At 55.0% G+C, this 24,773-nt stretch carries 25 protein-coding genes and 5 pseudogenes; 15 read left to right on the top strand and 15 right to left on the bottom strand.

Annotated features, from left to right (window positions below):
- Positions 1-116: 116 nt before the first annotated feature.
- The gene (locus JMJ16_RS53275) at positions 117-788 is read right to left on the bottom strand and encodes a hypothetical protein (protein ID WP_201394799.1); all 672 of its coding nucleotides are present in this window, start codon (positions 786-788) and stop codon (positions 117-119) included.
- 309 nt (positions 789-1,097) lie between these two features.
- Between JMJ16_RS53275 and JMJ16_RS53270 the strand changes: the two genes are divergently transcribed.
- Both JMJ16_RS53270 and JMJ16_RS53265 read left to right on the top strand, forming a co-directional pair.
- Positions 1,098-1,670: a radical SAM protein gene (locus tag JMJ16_RS53270; protein WP_201394798.1), complete on the top strand. Its 573-nt coding sequence runs from the start codon at positions 1,098-1,100 to the stop codon at positions 1,668-1,670.
- A 42-nt stretch (positions 1,671-1,712) separates the two neighbouring features.
- Positions 1,713-1,910, top strand: a complete 198-nt coding sequence (locus JMJ16_RS53265; protein WP_201394797.1) for a hypothetical protein — start codon at positions 1,713-1,715, stop codon at positions 1,908-1,910.
- A gap of 1,128 nt (positions 1,911-3,038) precedes the next feature.
- On the opposite strand, the pseudogene sigZ reads toward JMJ16_RS53265, so the two are convergent.
- The 3 genes and pseudogenes from sigZ to JMJ16_RS53255 form a co-directional block, all read right to left on the bottom strand.
- Positions 3,039-3,617, bottom strand: a pseudogene (gene sigZ / locus JMJ16_RS53260) (RNA polymerase sigma factor SigZ); the annotation flags it as partial.
- 303 nt (positions 3,618-3,920) lie between these two features.
- Positions 3,921-4,055: a hypothetical protein gene (locus JMJ16_RS56390; protein WP_255553356.1), complete on the bottom strand. Its 135-nt coding sequence runs from the start codon at positions 4,053-4,055 to the stop codon at positions 3,921-3,923.
- A 48-nt stretch (positions 4,056-4,103) separates the two neighbouring features.
- Positions 4,104-5,265: pseudogene (locus tag JMJ16_RS53255) on the bottom strand (IS630 family transposase).
- Positions 5,266-5,575: 310 nt separating this feature from the next.
- Between JMJ16_RS53255 and JMJ16_RS56460 the strand changes: the two are divergent.
- From JMJ16_RS56460 to JMJ16_RS53235, 4 genes are all read left to right on the top strand, one after another.
- The gene (locus JMJ16_RS56460; protein WP_305068480.1) at positions 5,576-5,935 is read left to right on the top strand and encodes an ATP-binding cassette domain-containing protein; all 360 of its coding nucleotides are present in this window, start codon (positions 5,576-5,578) and stop codon (positions 5,933-5,935) included.
- Positions 5,936-5,964: 29 nt separating this feature from the next.
- Positions 5,965-7,923: a glycosyltransferase family 39 protein gene (locus tag JMJ16_RS53245; RefSeq protein ID WP_201394796.1), complete on the top strand. Its 1,959-nt coding sequence runs from the start codon at positions 5,965-5,967 to the stop codon at positions 7,921-7,923.
- 88 nt (positions 7,924-8,011) lie between these two features.
- The gene (locus JMJ16_RS53240) at positions 8,012-9,166 is read left to right on the top strand and encodes a bifunctional lysylphosphatidylglycerol flippase/synthetase MprF (protein ID WP_201394795.1); all 1,155 of its coding nucleotides are present in this window, start codon (positions 8,012-8,014) and stop codon (positions 9,164-9,166) included.
- Positions 9,167-9,223: 57 nt separating this feature from the next.
- Positions 9,224-9,817, top strand: coding sequence for a GtrA family protein (locus JMJ16_RS53235; RefSeq protein ID WP_201394794.1), 594 nt, complete (start codon positions 9,224-9,226; stop codon positions 9,815-9,817).
- On the opposite strand, the gene JMJ16_RS57835 is transcribed toward JMJ16_RS53235, so the two are convergent.
- Entirely contained in the window at positions 9,814-10,041 is a 228-nt protein-coding gene (locus tag JMJ16_RS57835; protein WP_374229202.1) for a hypothetical protein, read from the bottom strand. The genes JMJ16_RS53235 and JMJ16_RS57835 overlap by 4 nt on opposite strands.
- Before the next feature lie 92 nt (positions 10,042-10,133).
- Here JMJ16_RS57835 and JMJ16_RS53225 point away from each other — a divergent pair.
- Positions 10,134-10,493 (top strand): annotated as a pseudogene (locus JMJ16_RS53225) (DDE-type integrase/transposase/recombinase); the annotation flags it as partial.
- A gap of 146 nt (positions 10,494-10,639) precedes the next feature.
- Here the strand turns inward: JMJ16_RS53225 and JMJ16_RS53220 are convergent.
- The 4 genes from JMJ16_RS53220 to JMJ16_RS53205 all read right to left on the bottom strand — a co-directional run bounded on the left by JMJ16_RS53220 (position 10,640) and on the right by JMJ16_RS53205 (position 16,795).
- The gene (locus JMJ16_RS53220) at positions 10,640-11,662 is read right to left on the bottom strand and encodes a C-terminal binding protein (RefSeq protein WP_201394793.1); all 1,023 of its coding nucleotides are present in this window, start codon (positions 11,660-11,662) and stop codon (positions 10,640-10,642) included.
- A gap of 123 nt (positions 11,663-11,785) precedes the next feature.
- Positions 11,786-13,525 (bottom strand): dihydroxy-acid dehydratase, encoded by a 1,740-nt coding sequence (gene ilvD, locus JMJ16_RS53215; protein ID WP_201394792.1) that lies wholly within the window; start codon positions 13,523-13,525, stop codon positions 11,786-11,788.
- A gap of 198 nt (positions 13,526-13,723) precedes the next feature.
- Positions 13,724-14,842, bottom strand: a complete 1,119-nt coding sequence (locus tag JMJ16_RS53210) for a glucose 1-dehydrogenase (protein ID WP_201394791.1) — start codon at positions 14,840-14,842, stop codon at positions 13,724-13,726.
- 78 nt (positions 14,843-14,920) lie between these two features.
- The gene (locus JMJ16_RS53205) at positions 14,921-16,795 is read right to left on the bottom strand and encodes a glycoside hydrolase family 15 protein (protein ID WP_201394790.1); all 1,875 of its coding nucleotides are present in this window, start codon (positions 16,793-16,795) and stop codon (positions 14,921-14,923) included.
- Between the two features lie 236 nt (positions 16,796-17,031).
- Between JMJ16_RS53205 and JMJ16_RS53200 the strand changes: the two genes are divergently transcribed.
- The 5 genes from JMJ16_RS53200 (at position 17,032) to JMJ16_RS53180 (ending at position 19,376) form a co-directional block, all read left to right on the top strand.
- Positions 17,032-17,217, top strand: coding sequence for a hypothetical protein (locus tag JMJ16_RS53200; RefSeq protein ID WP_201394789.1), 186 nt, complete (start codon positions 17,032-17,034; stop codon positions 17,215-17,217).
- Between the two features lie 486 nt (positions 17,218-17,703).
- Positions 17,704-17,937 carry a DUF308 domain-containing protein gene (locus JMJ16_RS53195; RefSeq protein ID WP_236602245.1) on the top strand — a complete coding sequence of 78 codons (234 nt, stop codon included), beginning with the start codon at positions 17,704-17,706 and terminating at the stop codon, positions 17,935-17,937.
- Positions 17,938-17,958: 21 nt separating this feature from the next.
- Positions 17,959-18,399, top strand: coding sequence for an aldo/keto reductase (locus JMJ16_RS53190; RefSeq protein ID WP_201394827.1), 441 nt, complete (start codon positions 17,959-17,961; stop codon positions 18,397-18,399).
- 50 nt (positions 18,400-18,449) lie between these two features.
- Complete coding sequence (locus JMJ16_RS53185; protein ID WP_201394787.1) at positions 18,450-18,836, top strand: FAD-dependent oxidoreductase; 387 nt, start codon at positions 18,450-18,452, stop codon at positions 18,834-18,836.
- Positions 18,837-18,854: 18 nt separating this feature from the next.
- Positions 18,855-19,376, top strand: coding sequence for a DUF2721 domain-containing protein (locus JMJ16_RS53180; protein ID WP_201394786.1), 522 nt, complete (start codon positions 18,855-18,857; stop codon positions 19,374-19,376).
- Between the two features lie 371 nt (positions 19,377-19,747).
- Here the strand turns inward: JMJ16_RS53180 and JMJ16_RS53175 are convergent, their stop codons facing one another.
- Genes JMJ16_RS53175 through JMJ16_RS53165 form a run of 3 tightly spaced genes read right to left on the bottom strand, consistent with a single transcriptional unit; the run spans position 19,748 to position 20,935 of the window.
- Entirely contained in the window at positions 19,748-20,101 is a 354-nt protein-coding gene (locus JMJ16_RS53175) for a hypothetical protein (protein WP_201394785.1), read from the bottom strand.
- 29 nt (positions 20,102-20,130) lie between these two features.
- Positions 20,131-20,733, bottom strand: coding sequence for a PD40 domain-containing protein (locus JMJ16_RS53170; protein ID WP_201394784.1), 603 nt, complete (start codon positions 20,731-20,733; stop codon positions 20,131-20,133).
- Positions 20,734-20,749: 16 nt separating this feature from the next.
- Positions 20,750-20,935, bottom strand: a complete 186-nt coding sequence (locus JMJ16_RS53165; protein ID WP_201394783.1) for a hypothetical protein — start codon at positions 20,933-20,935, stop codon at positions 20,750-20,752.
- 300 nt (positions 20,936-21,235) lie between these two features.
- Here JMJ16_RS53165 and JMJ16_RS53160 point away from each other — a divergent pair.
- Both JMJ16_RS53160 and JMJ16_RS53155 read left to right on the top strand, forming a co-directional pair.
- Positions 21,236-21,595 (top strand): annotated as a pseudogene (locus JMJ16_RS53160) (IS6 family transposase); the annotation flags it as partial.
- Between the two features lie 16 nt (positions 21,596-21,611).
- Positions 21,612-22,274 carry a hypothetical protein gene (locus tag JMJ16_RS53155; protein WP_201394782.1) on the top strand — a complete coding sequence of 221 codons (663 nt, stop codon included), beginning with the start codon at positions 21,612-21,614 and terminating at the stop codon, positions 22,272-22,274.
- Between the two features lie 30 nt (positions 22,275-22,304).
- Here JMJ16_RS53155 and JMJ16_RS53150 read toward each other — a convergent pair whose 3' ends face one another.
- Positions 22,305-22,535 (bottom strand): hypothetical protein, encoded by a 231-nt coding sequence (locus tag JMJ16_RS53150; RefSeq protein ID WP_201394781.1) that lies wholly within the window; start codon positions 22,533-22,535, stop codon positions 22,305-22,307.
- 614 nt (positions 22,536-23,149) lie between these two features.
- Between JMJ16_RS53150 and JMJ16_RS53145 the strand changes: the two genes are divergently transcribed.
- Positions 23,150-23,905 (top strand): alpha/beta fold hydrolase, encoded by a 756-nt coding sequence (locus JMJ16_RS53145; protein ID WP_201394780.1) that lies wholly within the window; start codon positions 23,150-23,152, stop codon positions 23,903-23,905.
- 35 nt (positions 23,906-23,940) lie between these two features.
- Here the strand turns inward: JMJ16_RS53145 and JMJ16_RS53140 are convergent, their stop codons facing one another.
- Both JMJ16_RS53140 and JMJ16_RS53135 read right to left on the bottom strand, forming a co-directional pair.
- Positions 23,941-24,336 (bottom strand): hypothetical protein, encoded by a 396-nt coding sequence (locus JMJ16_RS53140; protein ID WP_201394779.1) that lies wholly within the window; start codon positions 24,334-24,336, stop codon positions 23,941-23,943.
- 9 nt (positions 24,337-24,345) lie between these two features.
- Positions 24,346-24,737 (bottom strand): annotated as a pseudogene (locus JMJ16_RS53135) (DDE-type integrase/transposase/recombinase).
- Positions 24,738-24,773 lie beyond the last annotated feature (36 nt).

The raw sequence follows: 24,773 nt of genomic DNA, 5'->3' as shown, positions 1-24,773 counted from the left end.
GTATATACAGTGTAAACGATACCTGCGTTCAATGGAAGAGGCAGGAGGGGATGTCTGCGTGACGCGACGTGCATCCCCTCTGCTGTCAAGCGAGATCAATCTGCCCCTACAAGCTGTCAGCGGATCGGTTGGGCGACAGATGATGCTGGCGATGGATCTGCTACTGCTGCCTTGCCTGGGGCAATGAGCGCATAGCCGAACCACGCCAGCGCCAGGAAGAGGGCGGCGTCACTGAGCGGATCAATAATGTCTCCGACAGGCGGCACGACGAGCGCGATCAGGTAGATGGCGCCGGCAATCAGCAGCAGGAAGCCCGCCCAGCGTGAGAAGACTCTGGCGCGGATCGTGGCAATACCTGTCAGGATGCTCCCAACGATGAGCAGCAGCGCGGGACCGAAAATCAGCAGCAACCCGGCAGCGATAGGTAGATCCCCGTTTGCCAAGACCGAAGGCGCCACCTGCGCCAGGACCGGGAAGACGGTAATGCGGACCATCGAGAAACCCATTGCCAGCAACATCCCTACCCAGAGCACGACAAAGCCGATAAAGCCCAAAACGCCTGCACGCGCAGCCTGGCGTCCATAGCTGACAGGGAAACCCATCACCAGCAACAGCACCCCGACGAATAAGACAAGCTCGCTCAGAAACCAGGGAGTGCCCAACATCTGCTGGGGAGTGGCATTACTACCAGGAAAGAGAAAGGCACTTAAAGTAGAACTTGCCAGGCTCAACAGCCCGCCAACGAGCAGGATTCCCCCACTCCAACGAGACAACGTTTGTGATGACATGATTCATAACCTCCTTGCAAAATCATTTCCTGCATAGTGTGAGTAATACGTCGCGTTTCAATGCGAAACCTGTCTAAAGAATAACTGGAAGCACATTCCCATGTCATGAGCGAACTTCCCGTCGCGCCAGGAGGTTTTTCCAGGTAGATTGCCCGGTTGCCTAGGAAATCTTCCCAGGGCAAAATTTGAGCGGAGAATGATGAATCTCACGTAAATTGCAGACTTTGAGGCTAGGTAACAAGAAATAGGCCCAGGATAGATGCTGTTTGGAGTCGGCGCCTAAGCTGAACAAGAAAACCTCTGCATGCCTTGCTCTATTCTGTTCTTCTTTTTTGCAACACAACCGCAAAAAAGGCGAAGGAGGCTCGCAGCCGTCGCTACTGCATCGTGATCAGTACTCGTGGAGCCAATACACGCGAAATCAACTTTCTGACCAAAGCTGTGCGCCGCATCAAAGAGGAGGTCGATATCGCCATCTGTTGCAATCTTGGTCTGTTGACCGAAGAAAAGGAGCAGGCGCTCTATGACGCGGGTGTGGAGCAGCTCAATCACAATTTGAATACCAGCGAGCATTACTATCCCGAGATCTGTACAACTCATACCTACCAGGATCGTCTGGATACGCTGAAGGCGGCGCGCAAGGTTGGCCTTAAACTCTGCTCAGGTGCGCTTTTCGGTCAGGGCGAGAGCGAGGAAGATATCATTGACATGCTTCTGGCCCTGCGTGAGCTGGAGCCGCAGTCGATTCCGATCAATTTCCTGCTACCAATCGAGGGGACGCCTTTCTCTCAATACCAGCACTTGCAACCCTATGACTGTCTGCGTATTCTCTGTCTGACGCGCCAGATAGCGCACCCACCGCCAAAGCCAGTCAGTTCATAGACATCCGCCTGCCGCGAGAACAACAGGAGGGAACACCTTCACATGCCCACTACCACACACATCGGCACACACCGCATCGCACCACTGCCAGTGCGCGTTCCTCCACAACCCTGGGAAGACCTGCATTCCTTCCTCTCCCGTACCGCCAAACAGATGCTGTACGAACGCGTCAACCAGGTCATTCAAGCCTCCGATGAGTCCTTTCCGCATTGCCTCCTCTCAGGTGTCTCTGCTCGCTGAGTACGCTGACTATCGGTTCCTTTCCGATCTTCTTCTGCGAAGTCGAGGAAGCACTCTACCAGATGACCTTACATTGGTTCTCGGTTCCATTTGAGCACCTCGAATACTTTCCCGTCATCCCGCGTTCCTGCTTGGCGCACCGGTCGCATTGAGTATCTCAAACCCAAACCAGCTGTTCCAAAGTCCCTCTCCAGAAGCTGTCCCTCCACTGCAAGTGGCCATCACACACTGGATCTTTCGCGCCTGGCCCGACCATTTCATCGCCTTTCTTGATGTGCTCGCATGCTGGTCCTGGAAAACAAAAAAAACATGCCTTTTCCAACTTCCCCCACACCTTCCTCCTTGGTGATCTGGCCAAAGACGCCCTCTCCATCGTCTCCCACGCCTACCAACAGTATCAACCAACCTCTTCACGACAAACCCTTGAGCACCGCATCCAAGAACACCTCACGCCTGCAATACCGCCTTCTCCTCTTCCCCATAATCCCTCAAGATACTTAATGGCTATAAGATATCCAGGAGGAGAAGACACAGCAGACAACGCCGTCCAGGAACCTCAAGGACACCGTTTCTGGGATTTCCCTACACACTCCTCTCCTACGCAGACGCCAAGTAGGATCCCACCAATCGTGTCTTTCTTCCCACCATTCCTGTCTTTGGACCCATCCCCCATTGCACCCAGCGCACGCAAAGAAGCGTATCAGCCGACTCCGCCATCACCAGGCCAGAATATGCTGTAGGGCAATGACAGGTTTGGTGGGAATTCTGTAGGGGAATGACACCTATTATGGGACGCAAAGACAGCAATTGTGGGATTTTTCACACGAGGTGAGCTGAGGCAAAGACAAGAATTATGATATCCTACACGTGCGCCTCAGTTTGCGCCTCATATGAGGTCTCCTTCTGAGAAGAGCAAAAAAAAGGCTGAAGGAGACGTTCTCCTTCAGCCTCTGCTTCTTGGTTCCCCTAAAGCCTCTTAAAGAGCAACCGTTTTTCCCTTTTTCTCCGACCACTCACGGATATCGCTCAGTATGTCCTCTCCGTCGTGAGGGGTCGAGACGCTCACCTTCATCAATGTTAGAGGTCACTACCTCTTTTCTCATTCGTAACAGGCAAGAGAATATTCTTCTAAGAAGATGGGTATATCGCTTGAGAAGTGCATGCGCACTGCCCAGCCGAGCAATCTCTCTTCTCATGCTCTTGCGTCTGGCAACATGCACAATGGGAGTAATAATCAATAACACGCCCAAGACGGTCAAACTCAATATGGCAGCAATCGAGCACCATCTGTTTCAGCTTTTCGCGTGCTCGCTGCACCCGTGATTTGGCTCCTGAAAACGAAAGGTCCAGGCGCGTTGCCAGTTCTTTCTGTGAAAGTCCTTGCATCTCGGTCAGCAGAAGGGCCTCTTGATAGGCAGGGGATAAACAGGCAATCATCGCAGCGACTGACGCAGCCAACCGTGCCTGGAGATCTTCCTCTGGGATTTCGTCGAGAGGCAGCATGGTCTCGGCCTCCTCTAAGGGAACATCCTGCCGCCCTTTGCGATAGTGATCGATAATGAGGTTGCGCGCAATCTGATACATCCAGCGTTCCAGTTTGTCCTGTTCGCGCAACGAACCGATCTGCATGTGCATCTTGAGGAAGACCTCCTGGAGCAGGTCTTCGGCCTGCTCCTTGGTTGCCACGCGTCGGCGAATAAAGCGATAGAGGGGGTCGTGTAGTTAGTAAATGAGGCAAAATCCTCAACACTTTTGAGGTAAACGTGAAATAATCAGCGCGAATTGTAGGAATTCAGCATGGAGCATCTGGAGAAACCGCTTCTCATCTGAGGCATCAGCAGAAAATTCTGTAAATAACTTGGGGTTCGAGGGGCAATCATTCAAAGAGAAACGTCCTCGGCATTCCGTGAATGCCGAGGACGTTTCTCTTGTCAAATCACTCTTGCGCATATACCCACATCACTGTAGCAGAAATCAAGCGTGGAAGCAAGACTCAAAGGCTACGAGCGTTTACGCGAGCAATTCCTGCACCAAGCGAAGCAAACGATCTAATTCAAAAGGCTTCTCAAAGACGATGAGGTCTTTGCGTAACAGAATGATATCAGCTTGGAAGTGTCGCCACTTAAACAACGAATCATGTTGCATAGAGAAATACCTCTCACTCAGCAGGATCCTGATGAGTGTACTGCTTTGTCAATCTTTCTTTACAACATGTTTTGTTGAGGAGGAAGGTTTTTTTTCAGGGGAGGGGTAGAGGCGCTTGAGCTTGACACGCGCATCAGCGGTGGTAAAGCGCCAATTGACCGTAATAGCTTCCTCGTTGCGACTTTGTTGCCAGGCTTGAATTTCACGTTCCAACTCCTCCTGGGTCCCAATGCGGCGAGAGAGGCATTGGCGAGCCAGAGCCGAAAGTTCAATCTCAGCCATGCACCGGTGTGTAATGGCTTTCCAGCTTGTGCAGGATGCGGCGTGCTTCGGCTGGAGCAAAGGTGGAGTACAAGGAGGATGGCGTATGCGTATTGAGATTATCCATGACCAGCACGACCTTCTCTGCCTCGGGATAGTACACATCTACCAGTTCGCGTGTAAAATGCGCCCAGTCCTCGCTGGTGCGGCGCTCAGTCACTTTGACGAAACGTTTGCCAGCGAGCGGTTCACAAGCCAGGAAGATTTTGCGCATGCCACCTGATTCAAAGGGGTCATCAACCCGCTCAGGCTGTCCCGATTGCATTGTCAGGCTCTCTCGTTTCTCCTGCAACAGGTGTTTGGCGCTCTCATCCATACAGACCTGGGGAAAACGGGGGTCGTAGGGACGCGTGTAGACCTCCAAGGTATCTTCCATACGCCAGACAAAGGCGGCGCTCGCCGCAGGGGGAATGCACCAGTATTGTTTCAACCAGGGCTTGAGTTCGTTTTTTTTGAGCGTCTTACGCACGGTTTCGTGGCTGACCTGCTCGACATAGCCCAATTCCACCATCCGATTGGCGAGCAAACGCAAGGTCCAACGGGCTTGTCCGGTCGGACATGGGCGACACGAGAGCGCGATGAGATGCGCCTCTTGTTCCCCATCGAGGGCTTGTGCTCGCGTTTGGGTATGAAGACGGTGGTTGAGGGCATCGTCTAACCCATGGTTCACGAAGCGCTCGCGGATCACGGTGTAGCGGCTCATCTCGAACGCTTCGGCCACTTGCTCATCCGTCCAGCGGGGGCCAGGAGCGTTGCGATCGATTTTGAGGAGGATGCGAGCATGGGCCTGTTATCGAACGGGGGCTTTTCCACCAGAAAGCAATTGCGGTAACACGAAGCGTTGTTCTTCGGTCAAGGTCACCTCATACTTGTGAGGGCGCTCTCTCATCTGTGTCTCCTTGCATGGATATTCTTGAGCTTCAAGGATATCAGATATGTTCTTCTGTTGCAAACCTCACTTGACAGGACAGTACCCCATCATTGCCATTTCTTGCAACACAACCGCATGAGCCCCGTCGAGATACCATGTCAATTCCTGCACCTGTCCACTGCATCTTTCTGCAATCTCTCGCTGCAGGCTTTGACGAGAGAAATATGCAGGGTTTCTCGATAGCTTTGTCTTTCACTCCCAGCTACACTGATGACTCACGGCATGCTATAGCCGCGAACAAGGGAATTGAAGAAAGAGGTATTCGGACATGGAAACCGAGATGTCCAGCGAGAGAGGACAGGAAGATATCGTCATCGAGGCAATCGATATTCACAAGCACTACGATACTGGGCAGGTCGTGGTAAAGGCCTTGCAAGGGGTGACATTGCGCACCCAGCGTGGGGAAGTCGTCGTCATTATGGGGCCGAGTGGTTGCGGCAAGGCCACGCTGCTCAATTGTCTGAGCGGATTGGATCGAGTCACGCAAGGGACAATCAGGATTACAAACCAGGATATTCGTGACCTGTCAATCGCCAGCTCACGCTCTTCCGCGCCCGCGACCCACATCCGGCGCTGCTCAAAGCGCGCAACTAAAACGACAACCATGCAGGGAAAAGCGCATGAGTGATTTTTACGCCTAGCAAGGAGAAGCAAACTATGGCTGAGACTACTACTACACGTGCACAGGCTGAGGAGCCTGAACATCCGACAGCACCATGGGAACCGCAGCGTCTTGCTGCGCCCTGGCAGCGACTAGCGCTGGGGGCAATTCTGCTCATCTCTGTCTTCATGAACTTCTACAAGTTAGGGCAGAACGGCTTCGATACGTATTATCCCCCCGCCGTGAGAAGTATGATGGACAACTGGCATAATTTCTTTTTTGCCGCCTATGATCCAGGTGGCTTCACGTCGCTCGACAAGCCCCCCGTGGGCTTCTGGTTGCAGGTGCTCAGCGCCAAAATCTTCGGCCTCACACCCTTCGGCACACTCTTGCCCCAGGCCGTTTGCGGCGTGCTGGCGGTGCTGCTGCTCTATGCCCTGGTACGCCGCCAATGTGGGGTAATGGCTGGTTTGCTGGCAGCGCTTGCCCTGGCACTCTCGCCTGTCAATATCGTCACCAATCGCAACGTGACGATTGATAGCACCCTGGCACTGGTCATGCTCGTGGGAGCCTGGGCGGTCATGCGCGCTGCTGAGACTGGGCGGTTGCGCTGGCTCCTGCTGTGCGCCGCCATGGTCGGCATCGGCTTCAATATCAAGATGCTGGAGGCCTACCTGGTGCTTCCTGCCTTCGGCCTGCTCTACCTGATCGCTGCCCCCACCAGCATCTGGAAGCGTCTCTGGCACCTGGCGCTCGCTTTACTCTTGCTCCTGGTGATCTCGTTCTCCTGGGTGGCGGCAGTGGACCTCACCCCAGCAACGCAGCGGCCTCATATTGGCGCCACGCAAGATAATTCGGAGATCGGCCTGGCTCTCGGCGGTAATGGCCTCCGGCGCCTGCTGGGCGTGGGAGGAGGAGCGAACAGTACATCTGCCCCTGGCAAGGGAAAGGCGGTGGCCACTATCACGAATGCTCCGGGGGACACGGTGCCAGCTCCATTCTACCTCTTCACTGAACCTCTTGCGGGCCAGGGAAGCTGGCTCTTGCCGCTGGCGATTTTTGGGATGATCGCTCTCGTGAAGTTTCGGCGCCCCCGCCCGCGAAGTGATCGCACACTGCAAGCGCTGATTCTCTGGGGCATGTGGTTGCTCACGATGGGCGTCTTCTTTAGCGTTGCGACAGGGAGAATTCACGAGTACTACCTGACGGTGATGTATCCAGCTCTTGCGGCGCTATGCGGGATGGGTCTGGTGACGATGTGGCAGGACTATCGGCGTTCGGGCTGGCGCGCTTGGTTGTTGCCCCTGGCGCTGATCGCCACTGCCGCTGAACAGATCTTTATCCTCATTGGGTATCCCAATTGGGGCCGCTGGATGATCCCGCTGCTCATCATGCTGTGCCTGCTAGCAGTGGCCGTACTCATCGGCGCCCGCATTCCTTTGCGCTTCATACACAATGAGAGGGTGGCCCGCCTGCTCATGCCCGCATTGACTCTTGGACTGATCGCCCTGATGATCGGCCCAACACTGTGGGCAGCCATCCCCATCTTCCAGGGAACGGAATCGGATGTGCCGCTGGCGGGTCCCTCGCAAAATGATGGCCCTGTGGGAGGCTCGAATTCAGCGCTGATTCGCTACCTGTTGACCCATCAGGGAAACGCGCAAATCCTGGCCGTTGTAGCTGGTTCGGCTGATAGCATCATTCTCGCGACCAACAAGCCGGTGATCCCACTTGATGGTTGGTCACGTTATCCTCTGACGACCACTGAGCTCGCGTCCCTGGTCGCCTCAGGAAAGCTACGCTTCTTGCTGCTACGTGATTCGCCAGATCCCAATCAGGGCAGGAATGGTCAACAAAATGATCTGCTGACCTGGGCGGAGCAGCACTGTAAGGTGGTACCGTCGAGCGAACGGCAATCTGCCTCGACCAGTTCCAGTACTGGTAAAGGCTCTCAGCTTAGTTCAGGCCCTGATTCCACTAGCCTGCAGTTGTACGATTGCGCCGCTGCACACTAATGAGCCACTGAGCGGCGAGGGCACTGGTCGCTCCCAGCTACCAGTGCCCGGCTCCTGACCTCTTTGTGCTGAAAAGGACTTGCGCATAATGAACAAACAACCTCCGAGAGCAGATGCCGATCCAGAGGACCGGCTTGCCCAGATTCATCAGCCAGAAGCAGAATTGCTGCGCCTCTATGGTGAGCACCCGCTCGCATTCTTCGGGCTGGCCCCGAAAAACAGGCATTTCCTGGCACCTGGTGGATCGGGATTGGTGAATTATCAGCTGATACACAAGGTCGCGGTCGCGCTTGGTGACCCTGTGTGCGCACCAGGAGCCCATGAGCACGTTACACGTCTTTTCCTTGATTTTTGCGCCCTGCATCGTTGGCGTGTCGCTTTCTATCAAGCAGCCCCTGAGCACCTAGCCGCCTATCGCTCCCTCCATTTGCGGGCCTTCAAGATGGGTGAAGAAGCGATCCTGCATCCTCAAACCTTTACGCTGAAAGGCTCGGCTCTGGCAAATGTGCGCACTAGTTGTCGGCGCGCTGAACGCGAAGGCGTAGACATCCAGTGGTATGAAGGTGTGCCTCCTGTGGATGTGATGCAGCACCTCGAAGGCATCTCAAGGATCTGGTTGGGTCAAAAAGCTGGCAAGCAGGCATCAGAGAGGGGCTTTGGCATGGGGAGAGTGGATGAATTAGCCGAGTCAGCTGAGCGGGATAAAATGATCGCCACCATCCCCACACCAGCTCCAGCCTTGCCCCTCGTTGCCCCTCGCCTTCTGACCGCAGTTGCAAAAACGAGCACTGGCCAGTCCTGCGCCTTTGTGACTTTTACCCCCATCTATGGATGCTTCACCAGTAAAGCCGCGGTGCCAGATAGGCAATCAGAGATGCAGGGGTGGGGGTGGGCACTCGATTTGATGCGTCGGGTAAGAGATGCCCCGCCGGGAGTGATGGAACTCTTATTGGTGCGAGCTATGGAGCGCTTTCGTGTATGTGGAGCGCACAGGGTCAGCCTGGGACTGGCTGCCCTGACCGATAGCAGGCAGGAAATGACTGCTGCAGGGCGGGCGCTTGCCCGTTTTGTCACTGATCGGTCGGCGCTGTTGGGCACCAGCCGGACACTTTTCGCCTTTAAACGGAAATTCGATCCATGCTGGGAGAGTCGATACCTGGTCGCCAACACCACATTGGGCTTACCGAACATCGCGCGAGCTGTCCTCCAACTCCGAAACTCCTCGGGGTATGGACAAGGCTGAGAATACAATAAATACCATTTTTGCACTAGGCTCCTTGACAAGCGGGAGGGAGTAATCGTGATCTTGGGAAAAAGAAAAGAAAGACAGACACAAGCAGTTTCATCGAAGAAAATACCCAATGCTCCTATCCCTCACGACAAGGGCTGGAGCAGCCTCCTCTGGCAGTGGTTCCGCTACTGTCTGGTAGGTGTAACGAACACGCTCATAGATGTACTGGTCCTCAGTATCCTGCTCTGGTGCTTCCCCACCGATCAGGTGCAGATCCTGGTGGTCTACAATTCGCTGGCCTATCTCAGTGGTGCCACCAGTAGTTTTTTCTTGAACAAGTATTGGACGTTCGGGCGCCAGCAGAGACCCACGCTCCAGGAAGTAAGCCGCTTTCTCTTGAGCCTGTTGCTCGAAATCCTGTCGAGCAATGGGCTGCTGTGGCTCATAGGCACTGCCTTGCATCCCTTGCTGGTCAATGCCCTGCTCTGGGGCACTGCCACAAAACTGCTTACGGTGGCTGCGAACACCGTGCTCTCGTATCTCATCATGCGTTGCTGGATCTTTCGTGACCGGTCATCTCGTCGGCTGAAACCACAGGCCACCGTGCATTCGGCACTGGCTCGATCGCCAAGCGACGCACGCCCTCCCGAGAGGTGCAACTAAATCATAGGTAGAAGTCCTTTATTGATGGAAATGGCTCGTTGCAGCGCTCGTACATTAATAATGAGATAGATCAGCGTATTGAGATTGGCAATCGAACGCTGGTTGCGGAGCCGAGGTCGTTCAATGCCCAGCTCTTTGGCCTGGCTATTGATGCGCTCGCAACTCGTACGTTGGGTGTAAACAGCCTTGTAGAGCGGGCTGCTCCGATCCAGCAGGACACGCATGAGGCCATCTGCTTCCCAGTTGGGATCTTTGTGACAGCCTTGTCCATGATTGGATGAGAGTCGTTCACAGGTTTCCCTGGTTGGGGTGGGGGTTCTTTCAGCAAGCTCTCGCGGTAGTTGGCCATGCTCCAGAATCTGTCACCACAGATGGGCATCGTTCTTATCCACGCGCCGTACGTGAAACCAGGGGAAATGAGGTGACGCATCGGACGAATAAGTATCTCAACAATCGCATAGAACAAGATCATCGTGGCATGAAACAACGCTACTATCCCATGCGTGGCTTTGGGAACGTTGCGTCAGCAGCTCGTTTCTGTCGTGCTTTTGACGAATTGCGCCAGTATGTCCGTCCTCGTCACAGGGAAAAAGAAATGCTGCCACTGATGCAACAGCGGCAACTCTTCTGTGAGCGACTTTTGGCTTTACAAGAGCTGATGGATGCCGTCTCATAGTTCCACCGATGGGGTTTGAGAAACATTATAGCCCTGCTGGCTGTTGAGTTCTCAGTTCTGACACTACCGTTGATCGTAATCACCGGCACCAGGCCAATCTGGCCCAGTTTCTCAAACGCTTCTGTCATGCTCTTGCCCCTTGCTGCTCAGGCTGATGGCGTTGGATGACCCTTCGCAAGTTGGGCCGCATTGACCGGCGAGAGCGGAGGCTTCCCCGTGAGCACCCGCACTACTTCCTGCGCAGCAAAGTCGCGCACTGTATGGATTGCCTCTTCCGAGTAGTAGGCGGCGTGCGGTGTCATGATCACATTCTCCAGGCTAAACAGCGGATTCGTGGGCTTCCAGTCGCGCACCTTCGCCGGCTCCTCCTCAATATCATCCAGACCAGCGCCCGCGATCCAGCCTGCTTTCAAAGCCTGGTATAGGGCACGATCATCGACAATAGGTCCGCGAGCGGTATTGATGAGGAAAGCCTCTGGCTTCATGCGACGAAGTTGCGCCTCCCCGATGAGATGGTGGGTTTCCGCGGTCAGCGGCGCTTGAATCACCAGGTAGTCTGCCTGCTCAATCAACTCGTCGAACGAGACCGGCGTGGCGCCTTGGGCCGTGATGTTTGTGGCGGGCATATACGGGTCGTGGGCAATGACGCGTATGCCAAACCCGCTGGCTCTGGCCGCGATTGAGCGCGCAATGGCCCCGAACGACAACAGGCCCAGGATGCGCCCGCGCAAACGGTAGATGGGCTGACCGGACTGCCAGAGCCAGACCCCGGAGCGCGTCGCGCGGTCATAGTCGCGGAGCTTGCGCGCGACGGAGAGCAGCAGGGCCATGGCATGATCGGCCACCTCGTTCTCGCACCAGTCATTCGGGACATTGGTGACCAGGATGTTGCGTCGCGTGGCCGCGTCCACATCCACAATGTCCACACCCGTGCCGTAGCGCGCAATCACCCGGCAGCGGGCCAGGGCGTTGATCACCTTCGCGCTCACCGGCGCATACTGCGCGATAATGGCGTGCGCGTATTGGGCGACATCGATCACCTCGTCCTCGCTCTTGCACTGAGCAGCAACCAGTTCCAGTCCCGCACCCTCGATAATCGCGCGTTCGATCTCGACATCGCCATAGTCATAGTCAGCAATCACCACGCTCTGTTTCTCATGTTTCTGCATAATGCCTCTCATTTCTCGTAAAGGGATCTGCTCCCCTGCCCGCCGGCCGATAGCAACCAGGAGGCAGCATTGACTCTGGAGGTGCGCTCTCAAGCGGCGCAACAGGGGGCTTTCCGTCCGGTTCTAGGTGATGGAGGCCCCATCGGATGCGCCGCGAGCGACACGGGCGTACAGAGACAGGATGCCTTTGCTATGACGCGGCTCCGGCGGTGTCCAGTGACGGCGCCGATCTGCGAGGATGCGTTCCACCTCATCTTCGGGAAGATGCTGATTTTGCACACCCACAATGGCCAATCGCCGTTCAGGAATATTGACTTCGATCAAGTCGTTCTCTTCGAGCAGGGCGATCGGACCGCCATCCAGGGCCTCTGGCGTGACATGTCCAATACAAGGGCCTCTCATCGCGCCGGAATAGCGCCCGTCGGTGACCAGGGCAGTGGTCGTATTGAGCGTGTGGTCGGACGAGAGAATTGCCGAGGCGAAATACATCTCCGGCATCCCATTCGCTCGCGGCCCCTCATAGCGAATCACGACCACGTTACCTGACGTCACCTGACGTTCCACCAGCGCTTTGATGGCCTGATCCTCAAAGTCAAAAATGCGCGCCGGTCCAACATGGACATGCATTTCTTTCGGCACGGAGAAGGTTTTGACCATAGCCCCCTCAGGCGCCAGGTTGCCGCGCAGTATGGCCACGCCCCCATCCGTCCCGAACGGATCGGTACGCGGGCGAATGATCTCATCCCTGGGAACCTTGACGTTCCGCAAGTAACCGAGCCTTTCGGCGAAGAAGAAGCGGCTGTGCTCGATCTCCTCCAGGTTCTCGCCCAGCGTCTTGCCGGTAACGGTGAGGCAATCCAGGTGCAGCAGGTCGCGCAGTTCGAGCATCACGGCGGGAACCCCGCCAGCATACCAGAAGTACTCGACCGGGTAGCGACCGGTGGTCTTGACATTTGCCAGCACCGGGACACGGCGGTGGATACGGTCGAAATCGTCGATGGTAATCTCAACCCCAATCTCCCGCGCGATCGCCGGTAGATGAAGCAGCGCGTTCGTCGATCCGCCAATGGCGGCGTGGAGGGTGATGGCGTTCTCAAAAGCCTCGCGCGTCAGGATGCGGTCGGGGGTGAGATCCTCCTCGATCAGCCTGAGGATCTGCTTGCCGGTCGCGCGGGCATAGCGCAGGAGTTTGGTCAGTGGCTCTGGAACCAGCGCGGAGCCAGGCAGGGCGAGCCCGAGCGCCTCAGCCAGCACCTGGCCCGTGCTGGCGCTACCCATAAACTGACACGCGCCGCAGGTGGGACAGGCCCCGCGCTGCGCAAGCTCCAGATCATCCTTGGGGATCTCTCCTCGCTCGACGGCAGCGCCCATGGACCACATCTTATTCGAGGTCACATAATCGGGCGCATTCAATTGCGTCCCGCCAGGCAGGTGAATGGCGGGCAGGTTGCAACGAGCAATCGCTACCAGATGTGCCGGGACCGACTTGTCATTGCCAGAGATCAACACCATGCCATCGTGAGGATGGCCCAGGGCATGGATCTCAATCATGGCAGCCATAATGTCGCGGGAAATCAGCGAATAGCTCATGCCGTTCGTTGCCTGAACGACCCCATCACAAATATCACTGACATTGAAGACGCCCGGCTTGCCTCCGGCCTCATACACGCCGTTGCTCACCTCTTCAATCAATTGCCGAAAGTGGAAGGTGCCCGGATGTCCCATACCATAGGCGCTTTCCACCAGCACCTGTGGTTTGGCAAGATCTTCTTCGGTCCAATTCATTCCCAGGCGAAGCGCATCGCCCTGGAAATTCACGGCGCGGAGGCGCTGACTCCGCAGGTGTTGTGAGTCTTTTGGCATTGGCATCCTTCTTTCGTTCGTTCGTTCGGCTTGTGAGTACGCACCAAACCAGCAGAGACAAGATGGGAGATCGCCCATTCCCTCGTCAGGAAGTATCATCACGCGTGTCTACGTCTATGGTAGCGCCAATGGACAAACGCCAGTATTGCATCGTGTCAGGCCGACCTGGCTGGCCCTCTGCTCTGTTTTATGCCTTTCTCACGCGCGGAAGGAAATGACGCTCTTCATACCCGCTGGCCGTCCGAGAATGCGTTCAACCGCCTGTTCAATCGGAGTTCGTTCCGCTAGCAGCGCACGCACGGCATCTGGCCAGCGCTGGTGGAAAATCTCCAGATCCGAGATGGCCGCACTGAAATCGTGCGGTCCCGCGTTGACAGTTCCAAACACCACCTGATTTTTTAAGACCATCTCGCGAAACAGGGCGGCGAGATCAGCTTCAATCAGGGTTTGCCATCCAGGGACCCCCGTGAGCACGTAGATGCCATTAGGACCAAGGGCGCGGAGCACCTCAAACGCCAGCAGGGAGTGTCCCGCCGCTTCATAGACCAGGTCGATCGGGCCAACGCGCGCTGTAAGCTGCGAGGTGGGCAGTTCCTGGCTCGACAGGTAGCTCGCGCCAATGGCTTGTGCGACCTCGATCCGGGGATCTGGTGCTTGCTGCCGTGAGTAGATGAACGTCTCGAACTCTCTGGCTCGCAACGCCATCGCTCCCAACAATCCCACTGGACCAGCGCCTAGGACCAGCGCCGTGTGCCCGCGCCCCTGGGCGCGTTCGGAGACCTCCGGATCGATCCAGGGAGGACGGCGCTGCATCAGTGGATACAGTTGATACTCTGCTTTTTCGGCGATGGTGAGTGGCTCGACCAGGACGGCAATCTCGCGCAGATGGCGCGGCACCGGATGCAGATACCGGGCCTTATCCACAACAAACTCCGCCAGATAGCCATGGGCGCCCTTGATGCCACGTTCGGTACAATCGTCGGTCTCACAGAAGTCCTGGTGACCTGCCCGGCAGGAGCGACAGTGCTCATGTGGACAAGGGCGGCGCACGGTGGGCACCACCAGATCACCGGGTGTAAGATGGGTGACGGCCGCTCCAACTTCAACCACTTCCCCCAACGCTTCGTGACCGATCACCAGGTAATCTGACCCCGCTGGTGGAGTACCGTACGCGAATGAACAGATCTCTTTATCAGTGCCACAAATGCCAACCTCCACCATACGCAATTTGACCTGATTCGGTTGCGTTATCACCGGCTCTTCCTGTTCAATGAGTTTTACTTCCCGGTGTGCAGGAAACACAGCTATCGCTTTCATCTCTCCTCCTTCTTCTTTCTCGAGCATCGGGAGCACATCTGCTGGTAGACAAACGAGAGCACTAACCTCTAGAGAGGCTTACAGGCTCAGGTAGAGATGGGGGGCTATCTTATTTATGGCTTCATCCACGCACAAGCAAGCGCGAATCAAGGCCAGGTGGGTAAACGCCTGTGGAAAATTTCCCAATGCCTCGCCTGTAGATGAGATTTCTTCGGCATACAGGCCCACATGGTTCGCATAGGTCAGCATATGTTCCAAAGAGAGTCTCGCTTCTTCCAGCCTCCCCGCTCTGGCTAGGGCTTCCACCAGCCAGAAACTACAAATGTTAAACGTCCCCTCATGCCCCGCTAAACCATCGCTTGCGGCCGTATCAACATCATAGCGATACACATGAGGCATATGAGTCAGGTCCCTCTGGATACGCTCAATAGTTGTCAGCATGCGCGGATCACGGGCCTCGATGAAACCGGTTAGCGTGAGCAACAGAGCGCTCGCATCTACCGCATTCCCACCATAATATTGCACAAAGCTTTGGCTTTGCTCGTTCCATCCTTGCTCCATAATTTCACGATAGATCTGCGTGCTGATCTTCTGCCACTCGTCAAGGGGTGCTGGGAAACCGCGCTCACGAGCAATGCGCTGCGCACGGTCAAAGGCAACCCAACACATCAGACGGGAGTGCAGGAAGTGTTGAGTCCCGCCACGAACCTCCCAGATCCCCTCATCAGCCTCCTGCCAGTGCTGCGCCAACCAATCGAGTTGCTGACATAGGTGCAACCAGCTCTCGTAGGTCAGGCCACGATGCCGCGAGTAGACATACAGGACATCCATCAGTTCTCCGTAGATGTCCAGTTGACGCTGGGTCGCCGCCCCGTTGCCAATACGTGCCGGACGACTCTGCCGATAGCCCTCCAGGTGATCCAGCAGGATCTCCGGCATCTCATGATTGCCACGAATCGTATAGATGGGCTGAAGTTCTCCGCCCTCCCCAAGGGAGTTGAGGCACTTCTTCAACCAGCCGATAAAGGCTTCCGCCTCCTCCGCAAAACCGAGCGCCAGCAAGCTATCCAGGGTGAAGGAGGCGTCACGAAACCAGGTAAAGCGATAGTCCCAGTTGCGCTCGCCCCCAATAGTTTCCGGCAGACTGGTCGTCGGTGCGGCCACGATGGCCCCAGTGGGCGCGTAAGTAAGCAGTTTCAGAGCCAGCGCGGAGCGTTGAACGTGTTCGCGCCAGCGCCCCTGATACTGACACTGGCTCAGCCAGTGCCGCCAGTAGTGACGTGTTTTGGTAAATTGCGCGTTATACAGCTCCTGTCCAACAGGGTGCGGACGCATCTCCTGGTCCTGGGAACTGTCCAGAAAAAAGAAAGCGGATTGGTCTTCCGAGAGCGTGAAGGTCGCCTGCGCTCCCCCCTGTCCATCATCGTTCAAAGGCACCGACGATGAAAGCGCCAGCGTCAACTGAGGGCTGCGGAAGACTGCTCCATGCTCGGAAAGCTGAAGGATATGGGAATCGCGCGCATAGTTAAAGGCAGGTCGGCAGGTCACCTGGAACGTGAGTGAGCCACGCACCATATGGACCGCACGTACGAGATGGTGTTCGTAACGCTGGGTACCTTTCTGTTTAATTGGCATGAAATCGGTGATTTCCCCGACGCCATTATGGGTCAGAAAGCGGGTAATTAGAATATTGGTCTCCGGGAAGTACATCTGTTTGGTGCTGACATCTTCCTGCTCGACGGGGGCCAGGCGAAACGAACCGCCTTTGTCAGCATCCAGCAGCGCGCCAAAGACGCTCGGCGAGTCAACATCGGGGAGACAACACCAATCAATGGAGCCATTTTTGCCGACCAGCGCTACTGTCGTGAGATCTCCAATCATGCCATAGTCTTCAATGGGAAGGTAGCGCGTTTCTATGGTAGACGGAGTCGGTTTCGGTTGCGTTTTGAGCATGGTCGTGTCCTTTTTCGGGTTTCGGCTGAGGCAAACAAGGTATTTCTCTTTGCAGTATAGGGCGGGTGAAAAAGACTTTATGAGAGAGATATGTAGTAAATACAAGGTAAAATTCGGCTCTGCCTACGGGATGCGCAACGAGATAGAAGCAAGCGATGGGCAAGGGAATAGAAGAGATTGCTGGAGATGGACAGGAGTTCTTGGTCCTCATAATCAGCCCAGAGGAATGAGAGCCCATGAGAGAAAAATCGGCTGTAGTTTCCCAGTACCCCCTTTGCTACTTGCTGATGAGGAAGGCGGGAACGCCAGCTACCACCATACGCAGTTGGGATGGTCCCATCACGCATTGTGTGCCAGTCGATCCTGCCAATTCCAGCAATGGTGCGAGCGGGGCGCACGAGGGGAACGAGGAGGAGGCTTGACCTCCTGTTGAGCCTGAGCTACTGGAGGTATCTCTACATATTGCCGTCATCAATGAGTTGCCCAGGTATGACGAAGCGCTCGGCCAATCACATCCACCTACCGCATTGCTTATTGAAGGTGAGAAGCGCGACCAGATCTATGCCAGAGAGACGCAAGTCCATCCAGGCACGCCGAAGTATATCTAAAAGATGATTCTTTCCCATCCGCTTTGAGCGCTCCTGGCTCATCAAAAGATTTTGCGTGATAGTTCTCATAGCACGAAAGTTGCGAAAGATCCACTAACCAGGGAGAAGCTCAGCTTTTTTTGCCACCTTATACTGGAGGGAGAGCGTCAAATGAGGAGGTGAGCATGCGTCTACGTTTTCCATCCATAATGGGAACAACAGTATCAAGCCATAGTGCCTGGTGGTTTGCCATGATCACAGGGATTGCAGCGATGGTTGTGGGAGTGTTGCTTCTTATCGCACGATGCGTTCGTTATGGGGGTGACACAGAACATCCATGCGTTCAGAGGTGGCGGTTCCAGCCTCGCTATCCTGGGCATCATGAATGCCATCTTTGCCATCATTTTGCTGTTGAACCCGCTCATTGGAGTTCTTCTTCTGCCGATTCTTCTGGGTATTATTGCGGTGATTGGCGGAGGTCTTGCAGCTATTCGAGCCTTTGCTTCGCGTTCGCGACAGACACCCCTCCAACCACCCGGGGTGCGGCCTGTGTAACGAGTAAGGAAGGTAGACACCCTGCAGCCCCCCTACAGCCTCTTCCGTCGCGAGATCGAGACTGAGATCCTCCTATTGCCAGGCCGCAGGCATCGGAGTGTTCGCATATGGCCCACTCACCATAGGCTGCTTGGTGGATCGTGTACGCCACAGACGACTTTCGCGCCCAACGACTGGCGCAGCCAGCATGAGTCCTTCCATGGAGAGAACTTTGCGCGCAATGTAGCGGTCGTCGAGGGCTTGAAGCACCTTGCGGCAAGGCAGAGAATGTCCATCGCCCAATTAGCTATTACCTGGGTACTGGCCCAGCCTGCCATTGATGTGGCCATTGTCGGAGCGCGCAATCCCGAACAACTCACACAAACCGCTGTAGTGAGCGAGAAGCATCTCACGCCAGAAACGCTACAAGAAATCAAGAGTGTTATGCGCACAGCCGTTCCTATTAGGAGGATCGGCTCCTGAGTAGGGGGCACGACCACTCTTTCTCAGCGTTGAAAAGAGAGAAGAAGACCATGAGAGTCCTTATTCTGGGCGGGGCACCAGCAGGCGTCACTGCGGCCCTCCAGGCACGGGAGTTGCAGGCGGAAGTGATCTTGATTGAGAGTAAGCGAGTAGATGGCACCAGTATCAATGAAGGCCCGGCGCCAGTGCGGACGCTGGCATGTACTGCGCGGTTGCTGCGCGATAGCCGCGCCTGGGACCCCTTTGGGCTGCGGGGAGCGCCACCACGGGTGAACCTGGCCGCAGTGCTGGCCAAGGCCCGGCGGATTGAAGAGGTGGCGGAACTCCAACTCGCCTATCCCACGGTGACGGAGGGAGTCGGGATGGCCGCGCAAAAGATTGTGCGTGAACTGGGGGTTGCACCCCTGCCACAACTCTGGGCAACCATGATATCGTAACACCTAGAAGATGATTTGATGACGATCGAGACGATGATCCATATTATTAGCTTGATTCTCATTCCGGCTGTCATAATCTCTGGCTGTGCTCTGGTCTTCAATGGGTTGTTGCAACGCTATGAGTCGATCGGAGGGCGCCTTCGACGAATGCATGAGGAACTACTTGATCTGTTGCGAACACTGGAGCAGGACCAAACAGAGCATTCGGCCAGCAGCCTGAGGATCAGCCAGGTACGGCGAGTGGAGATCGAAGAACAAATTCCGCGTCTCATGCGGCGCTATACCTTGATTCGCAATGCGTTGTTGCTAGTGGAAATGGCTGTGATTACTTTCGTCGTCGATATGTTTGCGGTTGCGCTTGCGGAGCTCTTCCCGTCCGTCGTATTCCTGGTGACGGCGCCCCTGGTCGGGTTCTTGCTTGGGGTCACATTCCTTCTCATCAGCCTGGTGCTCTCCATTCTTGAGATCTTTCATTCGCATCGGGAAGTGGCCTATGAAGCGACCCAGGGGTTGCATCTCTCGCAATCCGAACCACGTTGACGCGCGGACCAAAGCGAGAAGGAGTTTCTGACACATACGCTTCTTGGTTCTACTCTTGAAGCAAGGAGTAATGAAAGAGAACAAAGGAAGCCGAGCAATGAAGCCGAGCAATATCGCTGCGAGTTTATACGTTTGCCAGAGTTAGCGTACACTTTCCCTGGCTGCTCCCTTTTCATCCTGCGCGTACAGTTTTTCAGTTATCTCTACTTCACGCTCGCTGACCTGTCAACGACGTTTATCACGAAGCTGCCTCCCGTGCAGGCCCGCACCGGAAGGGGACACGGTCGCGGTGCTGCGGCAGACGGCTGACAGGAACACAGAGGGGAAGGCTCACGTTCGGCAGGGGAAACGTGGGGGCCGCTTCGGCGACTCTAGCTGACCCGTTTTGTGCTAGAGCTGATCAGCGCCTGCTGCTGGCTGGTAGAACTATTCGGGTTAGCCGTTACTCCTGTGGCGAGTTGCATGGTACAGATGTCCATTAGCCCATCATTGGGCTCACTCACAACAAAGGCCAATGTATGACCATCAGGCGAGAGAGACGGCTGGCGGACTCTTCTATTCTTCGGCGTCTGCGCTACGCCAGCGGCCTGAACTGGTGTATAGGTACCTGGATGGTGGGCAATAGCCGTGGCATCCTCCAGGTAGATCTGGTCCGCCTGACTGATCCCGCTGGTGTCATACATATAGTGCGTGTAAACGATCTCTTGTGGGCTGGTCTTTGGCACATAGGAAGGATCACGATCGCCGCCATCACCTAGCTGGCGTAGGCCAGCACCTGGGGTTTCGCGCTCGGATTATTGAAGTCGAGCGCAAAGACTTCTAAATCTTCGAATGGCGCTCTGTCAAACGGAGTTCCCAGGCTACGCCAGACATAGTTTTTCTCCAAATTGGCCAAGAAGAGCAGATGGCTGCCATCCGGCGACCAGGAAGGCTCCATGTACCAGTAGTAGTCGCTGTGAATAATGCTTGGATCAAGATTGTCATGGTAATAGTGTCCATTGCCAGAGACCAGCACTTTCGGCGTTCCGCCGCTGGTCGGGATAGAGGCCAGGTTGGAGTAGTCCTTGTAGAGCTGGACAAAGGCAATCTTGCTGCCATCTGGCGAGATGGCGGGATCGTAGATGTTGCCGCCACCTATGAGTTGTTTTGATGAGCCATCACCAGAAATTACCGTCAGGTTATGCCCAATGGTCGCATAGATCTTTCCTTTGAAGACATTCTGAATCACGCTGACCTGTTTGCCGTTATTTGTGCTCACGTTCCTCGTGCTGGGTCCACCAATATCCAGACAGCCCTGTAACGCAAACGCCAGTAGGCTGAGCAGCAGAGGCCCTCCGATCCGCCGTTTTTTCCTCATTCTTGTGCTCCTTTGCTTATGCCTGCGGCGAGTCCAGCAAGACCATCGACATCAGATCGATGATATCGCGTAAACCAAAGAGATCGCTAGATATATTCAACAGGCCAGAAGAGGACGAACTGACATCCACGAGTTGAGTGGTTGCCAACGAACGTGTGGCTGGCTGAACGGTAGAAGCCAGGGGAGTTTGCTGACCATGCATAGACAGGGCAATCGCATCTAAATTTTTAAGTGGCCTCTAGAGGGCACCTGCACAGCAGAGCTTTAAAATCTAGCACGTTATGACATGGCTTGTAGAGCCAGTTCCAAAAATTAGATGCGATTGCCCCGCATGCATAGAGATCACCTGGGAACCGCGCTGGCCGGTATCGCTGATATTACATGTCGCCGTCGTCATATGCAAAAATTGATTGATCGCCGGTACAATTGCGTCACATGGTTGTGTTGCAAGAAGTAAGCTGATCTGCTACAGTGGAGAGAAAAGAGCAAAAGAGGACTCACGGTGACTGAGCAACCCCCGCTCAAAGGGCGCCACTTCCAAGCCGATATCATTCTCTTGTGCGTACGATGCTACCTTCGTTATGCTTTGAGCTATCGCGATCTTGAGGAAATACTGTTGGAGCGAGGACTGCCTGTCGACCATACGACGATCTATCGCTGGGTTCAGCACTATGCGCTCGAACTCGAACGGCGTTGTCAAACGCACTTGACGACCACGTCGGACTCCTGGCGGGTCGATGAAACATACATCAAGGTCAAAAAAGAGTGGGTATATTTGTACCGAGCGGTTGATTCGCACGGAAAGACGCTCGATTTCTTCTTCAGCTCGACGCGAGAGGCACAAGCAGCCAAGCAGTTCTTAGGGAGCCTCCCTGGCGATGGGAGGAGCCTATCTGCTGGCCAAAGCGCTGCACGACACTGCCGATTATCAGGAAGCGTTCCGCCGCTACGAACAGCAGATGTCTGCCTACGTGCTGGAGCAGCAAAAGAGTGGGCGCAGTTTTGCCAAATTCTTTCTGCCTAGCAGTTCCCTGGGCCTCTTCGTCCAACAAGCAATGATGAAAGTGCTCTTCCACGAGGCGGTTGGTGGCCTGCTGCGCCGCCAGTTATTTGCACCGAGCATCTTGCATGCGCCAGATGTCAAACCAGAGCCGCTGGGAGCATCGCCAGATTCGCTCTCGTATCCCGCTGATCCCTGTCTCCCGGCGGGAGACAGGGATCAGCGGGATACGAGAGCGATGGAGTGGATGAGCAGGTTGCGCGTGAGTTCTCCGCTCTCGCGGGGCGAGACAAGGAGATGCACCAGTTTCTCAAGGGATCTGCGACAGTTGCCAGATGGATCTCTGGCAATCCTATTTCTCTCTTTTTTACCAAGAACGGCAATCATGTCTGGAGCAAACGAGCTTCGATCTGAGCAAGGTAAGCGGCGGGATTCTTCCGGAAGCGGAATTGCTGCCGCCACACCTCTTGCCGATAGGTCAAGCGTTCGCGGACCTGACGCCACAGTTGGTCATCTCGCAGGCATAGTTCCTCAGCGGTAAAGCAAGAAAACCGCGCGGCGACAGCCGCGACTACGCGAACGGAGCCGCGCACGACCAGGCCAGGAACAGCGCCGCGTCGTCCGGTCCTCGTCGCTCATGATGCCGCACGGAGCCAAAACACTGCTCTGGAGCAGTGTTGGTGCGTGGGAGATCTGGCACCTGATAGCAGTGAAAGAGGCCAGGTGCGAAGCTGGTGGTCACCTTGAGAAACTGTTCGATAGCCGATGCGAGCGTGCCAATAGTCGTTTTGTGATCGGGCATCTCTTGCAAGAGGGTCTCATACCGAGCACGAACTTATGTGGCAGATCCCTTCTCGGCATTGTTCAGGATGAAGGCAGCGCGATGAACCCAATGGTAGGCTTGTGCAATGGGAGCCCAAAGCACCTCCGTTTTCTGCAGCCCTTTTTCAAGAGTCGCTGGAGTTCATGTAGGGATGGTGGGAGAGCCCCTTTTTTCCCTCAACCCGTTGGATAGAGTCCTGGATCTGCTGTAAGCGGTCATGTAAGCGGAGGCCATCCGCACACAAGGATGGACGCCCATCATCCCTCAGCGCGCCGCGGACGGCCAGACAGTAATCACGATATTGTCAACTTAAAAATTTTTGTTGATGAGCACAACGACACACCATCACTCTCGTGGGTTGCTACAGTGGGACACCTCGGCGTAACATGCTTGACGTATTTGGTCAGTGCAAAGTGAGCAAATACGTCAGAGCAAAAGACATGCCGGAGAAGATGGTAGCACATGTGACACAATGTTTGACATTGCTAAGTATGGGGCAGTCTGCCATCAAGGAAATACATTGACATGAAGTGATAAGATAGTTGAGGTTTAAGAAGAGAATTTTCATAACGAATGAAAGAGATAAAATACGTATGTTTACCACATCCCCTGATGGGGTGCGAATTGCTTACGAGAGACAGGGTCACGGGCCAGCACTACTACTCTTGCAAGGTTTTGAAGCGACGCGTCACATCTGGCACAAGCTGGGCTATGTCGAGCCGTTGAGCCAGGAATTCACGGTCATTACGATGGATCGACGCGGGATAGGTGAAAGCGACATGCCGACCGATCCCGCAGCCTACAGTATCGAGCGAGTTCTCGGCGATGTTGAGGCAGTCTTGCAAGCCTGCGAGGTGAGGCGCTACAAGGTCTGGGGTCACTCATTCGGTGGATCGACAGCACTTCAACTGGCGACACGCTCCTCGCAAGTCGAGCGCGCGGTTATCGCCGGAAGTTTCTTTGGACGTGTGTATCCTCAAGAGCGCATTGATGAGATTGTAAACTGGTTTGAAAGCTACCTGGAAGCCAAAGCCAAAGGCACACTGGCAGAGCTGGGTTTCGATGCAGAGGAAGATATCTATCTGAGTCAGATGAACCTACCAGCACAAATTGCCTGCTGGCGTGCTCTCGTTCACTGGCCTATTGCTCGTCCTCAAAATATACACTGCCCGCTGCTCGTCTATGTTGGCGAAGCGGACGAACGCGTCGCTACTCCACTGAAAGAGAGCCGCCAGGAGATCGAACAGGCTGGTGTTCAACTCCGCTTCTTCGAGAATCTTGATCACCAGCAGGAGATCACCGAGCGCGAAATTCTTTTGGAACCTGTCCTGTCATTCTTGCGCGGCTAAAGAGGATGTATCTCTTGTATGTCTTTCCTTGCTCGTCAGGAAGATGAAGTTGCTTGCTGCTGGCTCTCATCAATGTCTGGAAGTGGAAGCTGGATGATATCAATATCAACTGTCTTCCGCCTAGTACATGGCGCATAGTCAGGTAATTTCAGAAAGAGCAGCCATTCATCAGGGCCGAGTGTCCACAGCGCTAATTGTGGCGACCGATAGCCCGTCTCGATGAGGCGCGGATTTTTTACCTCTTTGATGTGTTTGTTGTCCTCCGCCCACTCCATCGTGTACAGCGCCAGCTCCGTATCTTGATATTCGATCTTGAGGGTGCTGGTGTAGATCTGAATCGAAACCTCTTGCCTAGCAAGGCCAGCTTCAGCATAGAAGGGTTGTGTTGCAAGAAAGAGTGAAGGAACCTCAGAGGTGTGAAGGAGTGCCATATGTTTTGTTTAAGCTCCCACCTCAAAGAGGCTGGTGATGAACATGGTCTGGCTTTGCACATTTCCTTTGGCGATCCCCTGCACTTGCCCTTTGCGAATCATGCTCATACGTTCAAATCCTTGTAGTGTTTTCTCTGCGGTTGTAAAAGAGAAGAAGCCCATCCCTGGTTTGGTTCGCCGTTTGATACAGCGATGATCCTGCCCAACAATGTTGTTGAGATACTTGACTTGTCGCAGTTCACAAGCTTCGGGAAGGAGCCCTGCCACTTTCAGGTCTTTGAACGCTTTGGGATACGCCGCGTTTTTGTCAACAGAAACGAATGCCGCAAATACCAACGAACACATAACAGAATGATATCGGCTTGGAAGTGTCGCCACTTAAACAACGAATCATGTTGCATAGAGAAATGCCTCTCTCTTGAGGATGCCTGACCAGA

It is taken from the genome of Ktedonobacter sp. SOSP1-52 (genome assembly GCF_016587395.1).
Note: the sequence above shows the minus strand (reverse complement) of the source record. Positions and strands in the feature narration are given on the sequence as shown.

What these genes read in the sequence shown, in the direction of transcription:
- JMJ16_RS56460 (WP_305068480.1), top strand. Translation starts at nt 5,576, where the DNA reads ATGGAAACCGAGATGTCCAGCGAGAGAGGACAGGAAGATATCGTCATC.
- JMJ16_RS53265 (WP_201394797.1), top strand. Translation starts at nt 1,713, where the DNA reads ATGCCCACTACCACACACATCGGCACACACCGCATCGCACCACTGCCA.
- JMJ16_RS57835 (WP_374229202.1), bottom strand. Translation starts at nt 10,041, where the DNA reads ATGCGTGTCCTGCTGGATCGGAGCAGCCCGCTCTACAAGGCTGTTTAC.
- ilvD (WP_201394792.1), bottom strand. Translation starts at nt 13,525, where the DNA reads ATGCCAAAAGACTCACAACACCTGCGGAGTCAGCGCCTCCGCGCCGTG.
- JMJ16_RS53155 (WP_201394782.1), top strand. Translation starts at nt 21,612, where the DNA reads ATGGGAGGAGCCTATCTGCTGGCCAAAGCGCTGCACGACACTGCCGAT.
- JMJ16_RS53240 (WP_201394795.1), top strand. Translation starts at nt 8,012, where the DNA reads ATGAACAAACAACCTCCGAGAGCAGATGCCGATCCAGAGGACCGGCTT.
- JMJ16_RS53145 (WP_201394780.1), top strand. Translation starts at nt 23,150, where the DNA reads ATGTTTACCACATCCCCTGATGGGGTGCGAATTGCTTACGAGAGACAG.
- JMJ16_RS53210 (WP_201394791.1), bottom strand. Translation starts at nt 14,842, where the DNA reads ATGAAAGCGATAGCTGTGTTTCCTGCACACCGGGAAGTAAAACTCATT.
- JMJ16_RS53200 (WP_201394789.1), top strand. Translation starts at nt 17,032, where the DNA reads ATGAGAGAAAAATCGGCTGTAGTTTCCCAGTACCCCCTTTGCTACTTG.
- JMJ16_RS53165 (WP_201394783.1), bottom strand. Translation starts at nt 20,935, where the DNA reads ATGCATGGTCAGCAAACTCCCCTGGCTTCTACCGTTCAGCCAGCCACA.
- JMJ16_RS53205 (WP_201394790.1), bottom strand. Translation starts at nt 16,795, where the DNA reads ATGCTCAAAACGCAACCGAAACCGACTCCGTCTACCATAGAAACGCGC.
- JMJ16_RS53275 (WP_201394799.1), bottom strand. Translation starts at nt 788, where the DNA reads ATGTCATCACAAACGTTGTCTCGTTGGAGTGGGGGAATCCTGCTCGTT.
- JMJ16_RS53150 (WP_201394781.1), bottom strand. Translation starts at nt 22,535, where the DNA reads ATGCCCGATCACAAAACGACTATTGGCACGCTCGCATCGGCTATCGAA.
- JMJ16_RS53220 (WP_201394793.1), bottom strand. Translation starts at nt 11,662, where the DNA reads ATGCAGAAACATGAGAAACAGAGCGTGGTGATTGCTGACTATGACTAT.
- JMJ16_RS53180 (WP_201394786.1), top strand. Translation starts at nt 18,855, where the DNA reads ATGACGATCGAGACGATGATCCATATTATTAGCTTGATTCTCATTCCG.
- JMJ16_RS53170 (WP_201394784.1), bottom strand. Translation starts at nt 20,733, where the DNA reads ATGAGGAAAAAACGGCGGATCGGAGGGCCTCTGCTGCTCAGCCTACTG.
- JMJ16_RS53245 (WP_201394796.1), top strand. Translation starts at nt 5,965, where the DNA reads ATGGCTGAGACTACTACTACACGTGCACAGGCTGAGGAGCCTGAACAT.
- JMJ16_RS53140 (WP_201394779.1), bottom strand. Translation starts at nt 24,336, where the DNA reads ATGGCACTCCTTCACACCTCTGAGGTTCCTTCACTCTTTCTTGCAACA.
- JMJ16_RS56390 (WP_255553356.1), bottom strand. Translation starts at nt 4,055, where the DNA reads ATGCAACATGATTCGTTGTTTAAGTGGCGACACTTCCAAGCTGATATC.
- JMJ16_RS53185 (WP_201394787.1), top strand. Translation starts at nt 18,450, where the DNA reads ATGAGAGTCCTTATTCTGGGCGGGGCACCAGCAGGCGTCACTGCGGCC.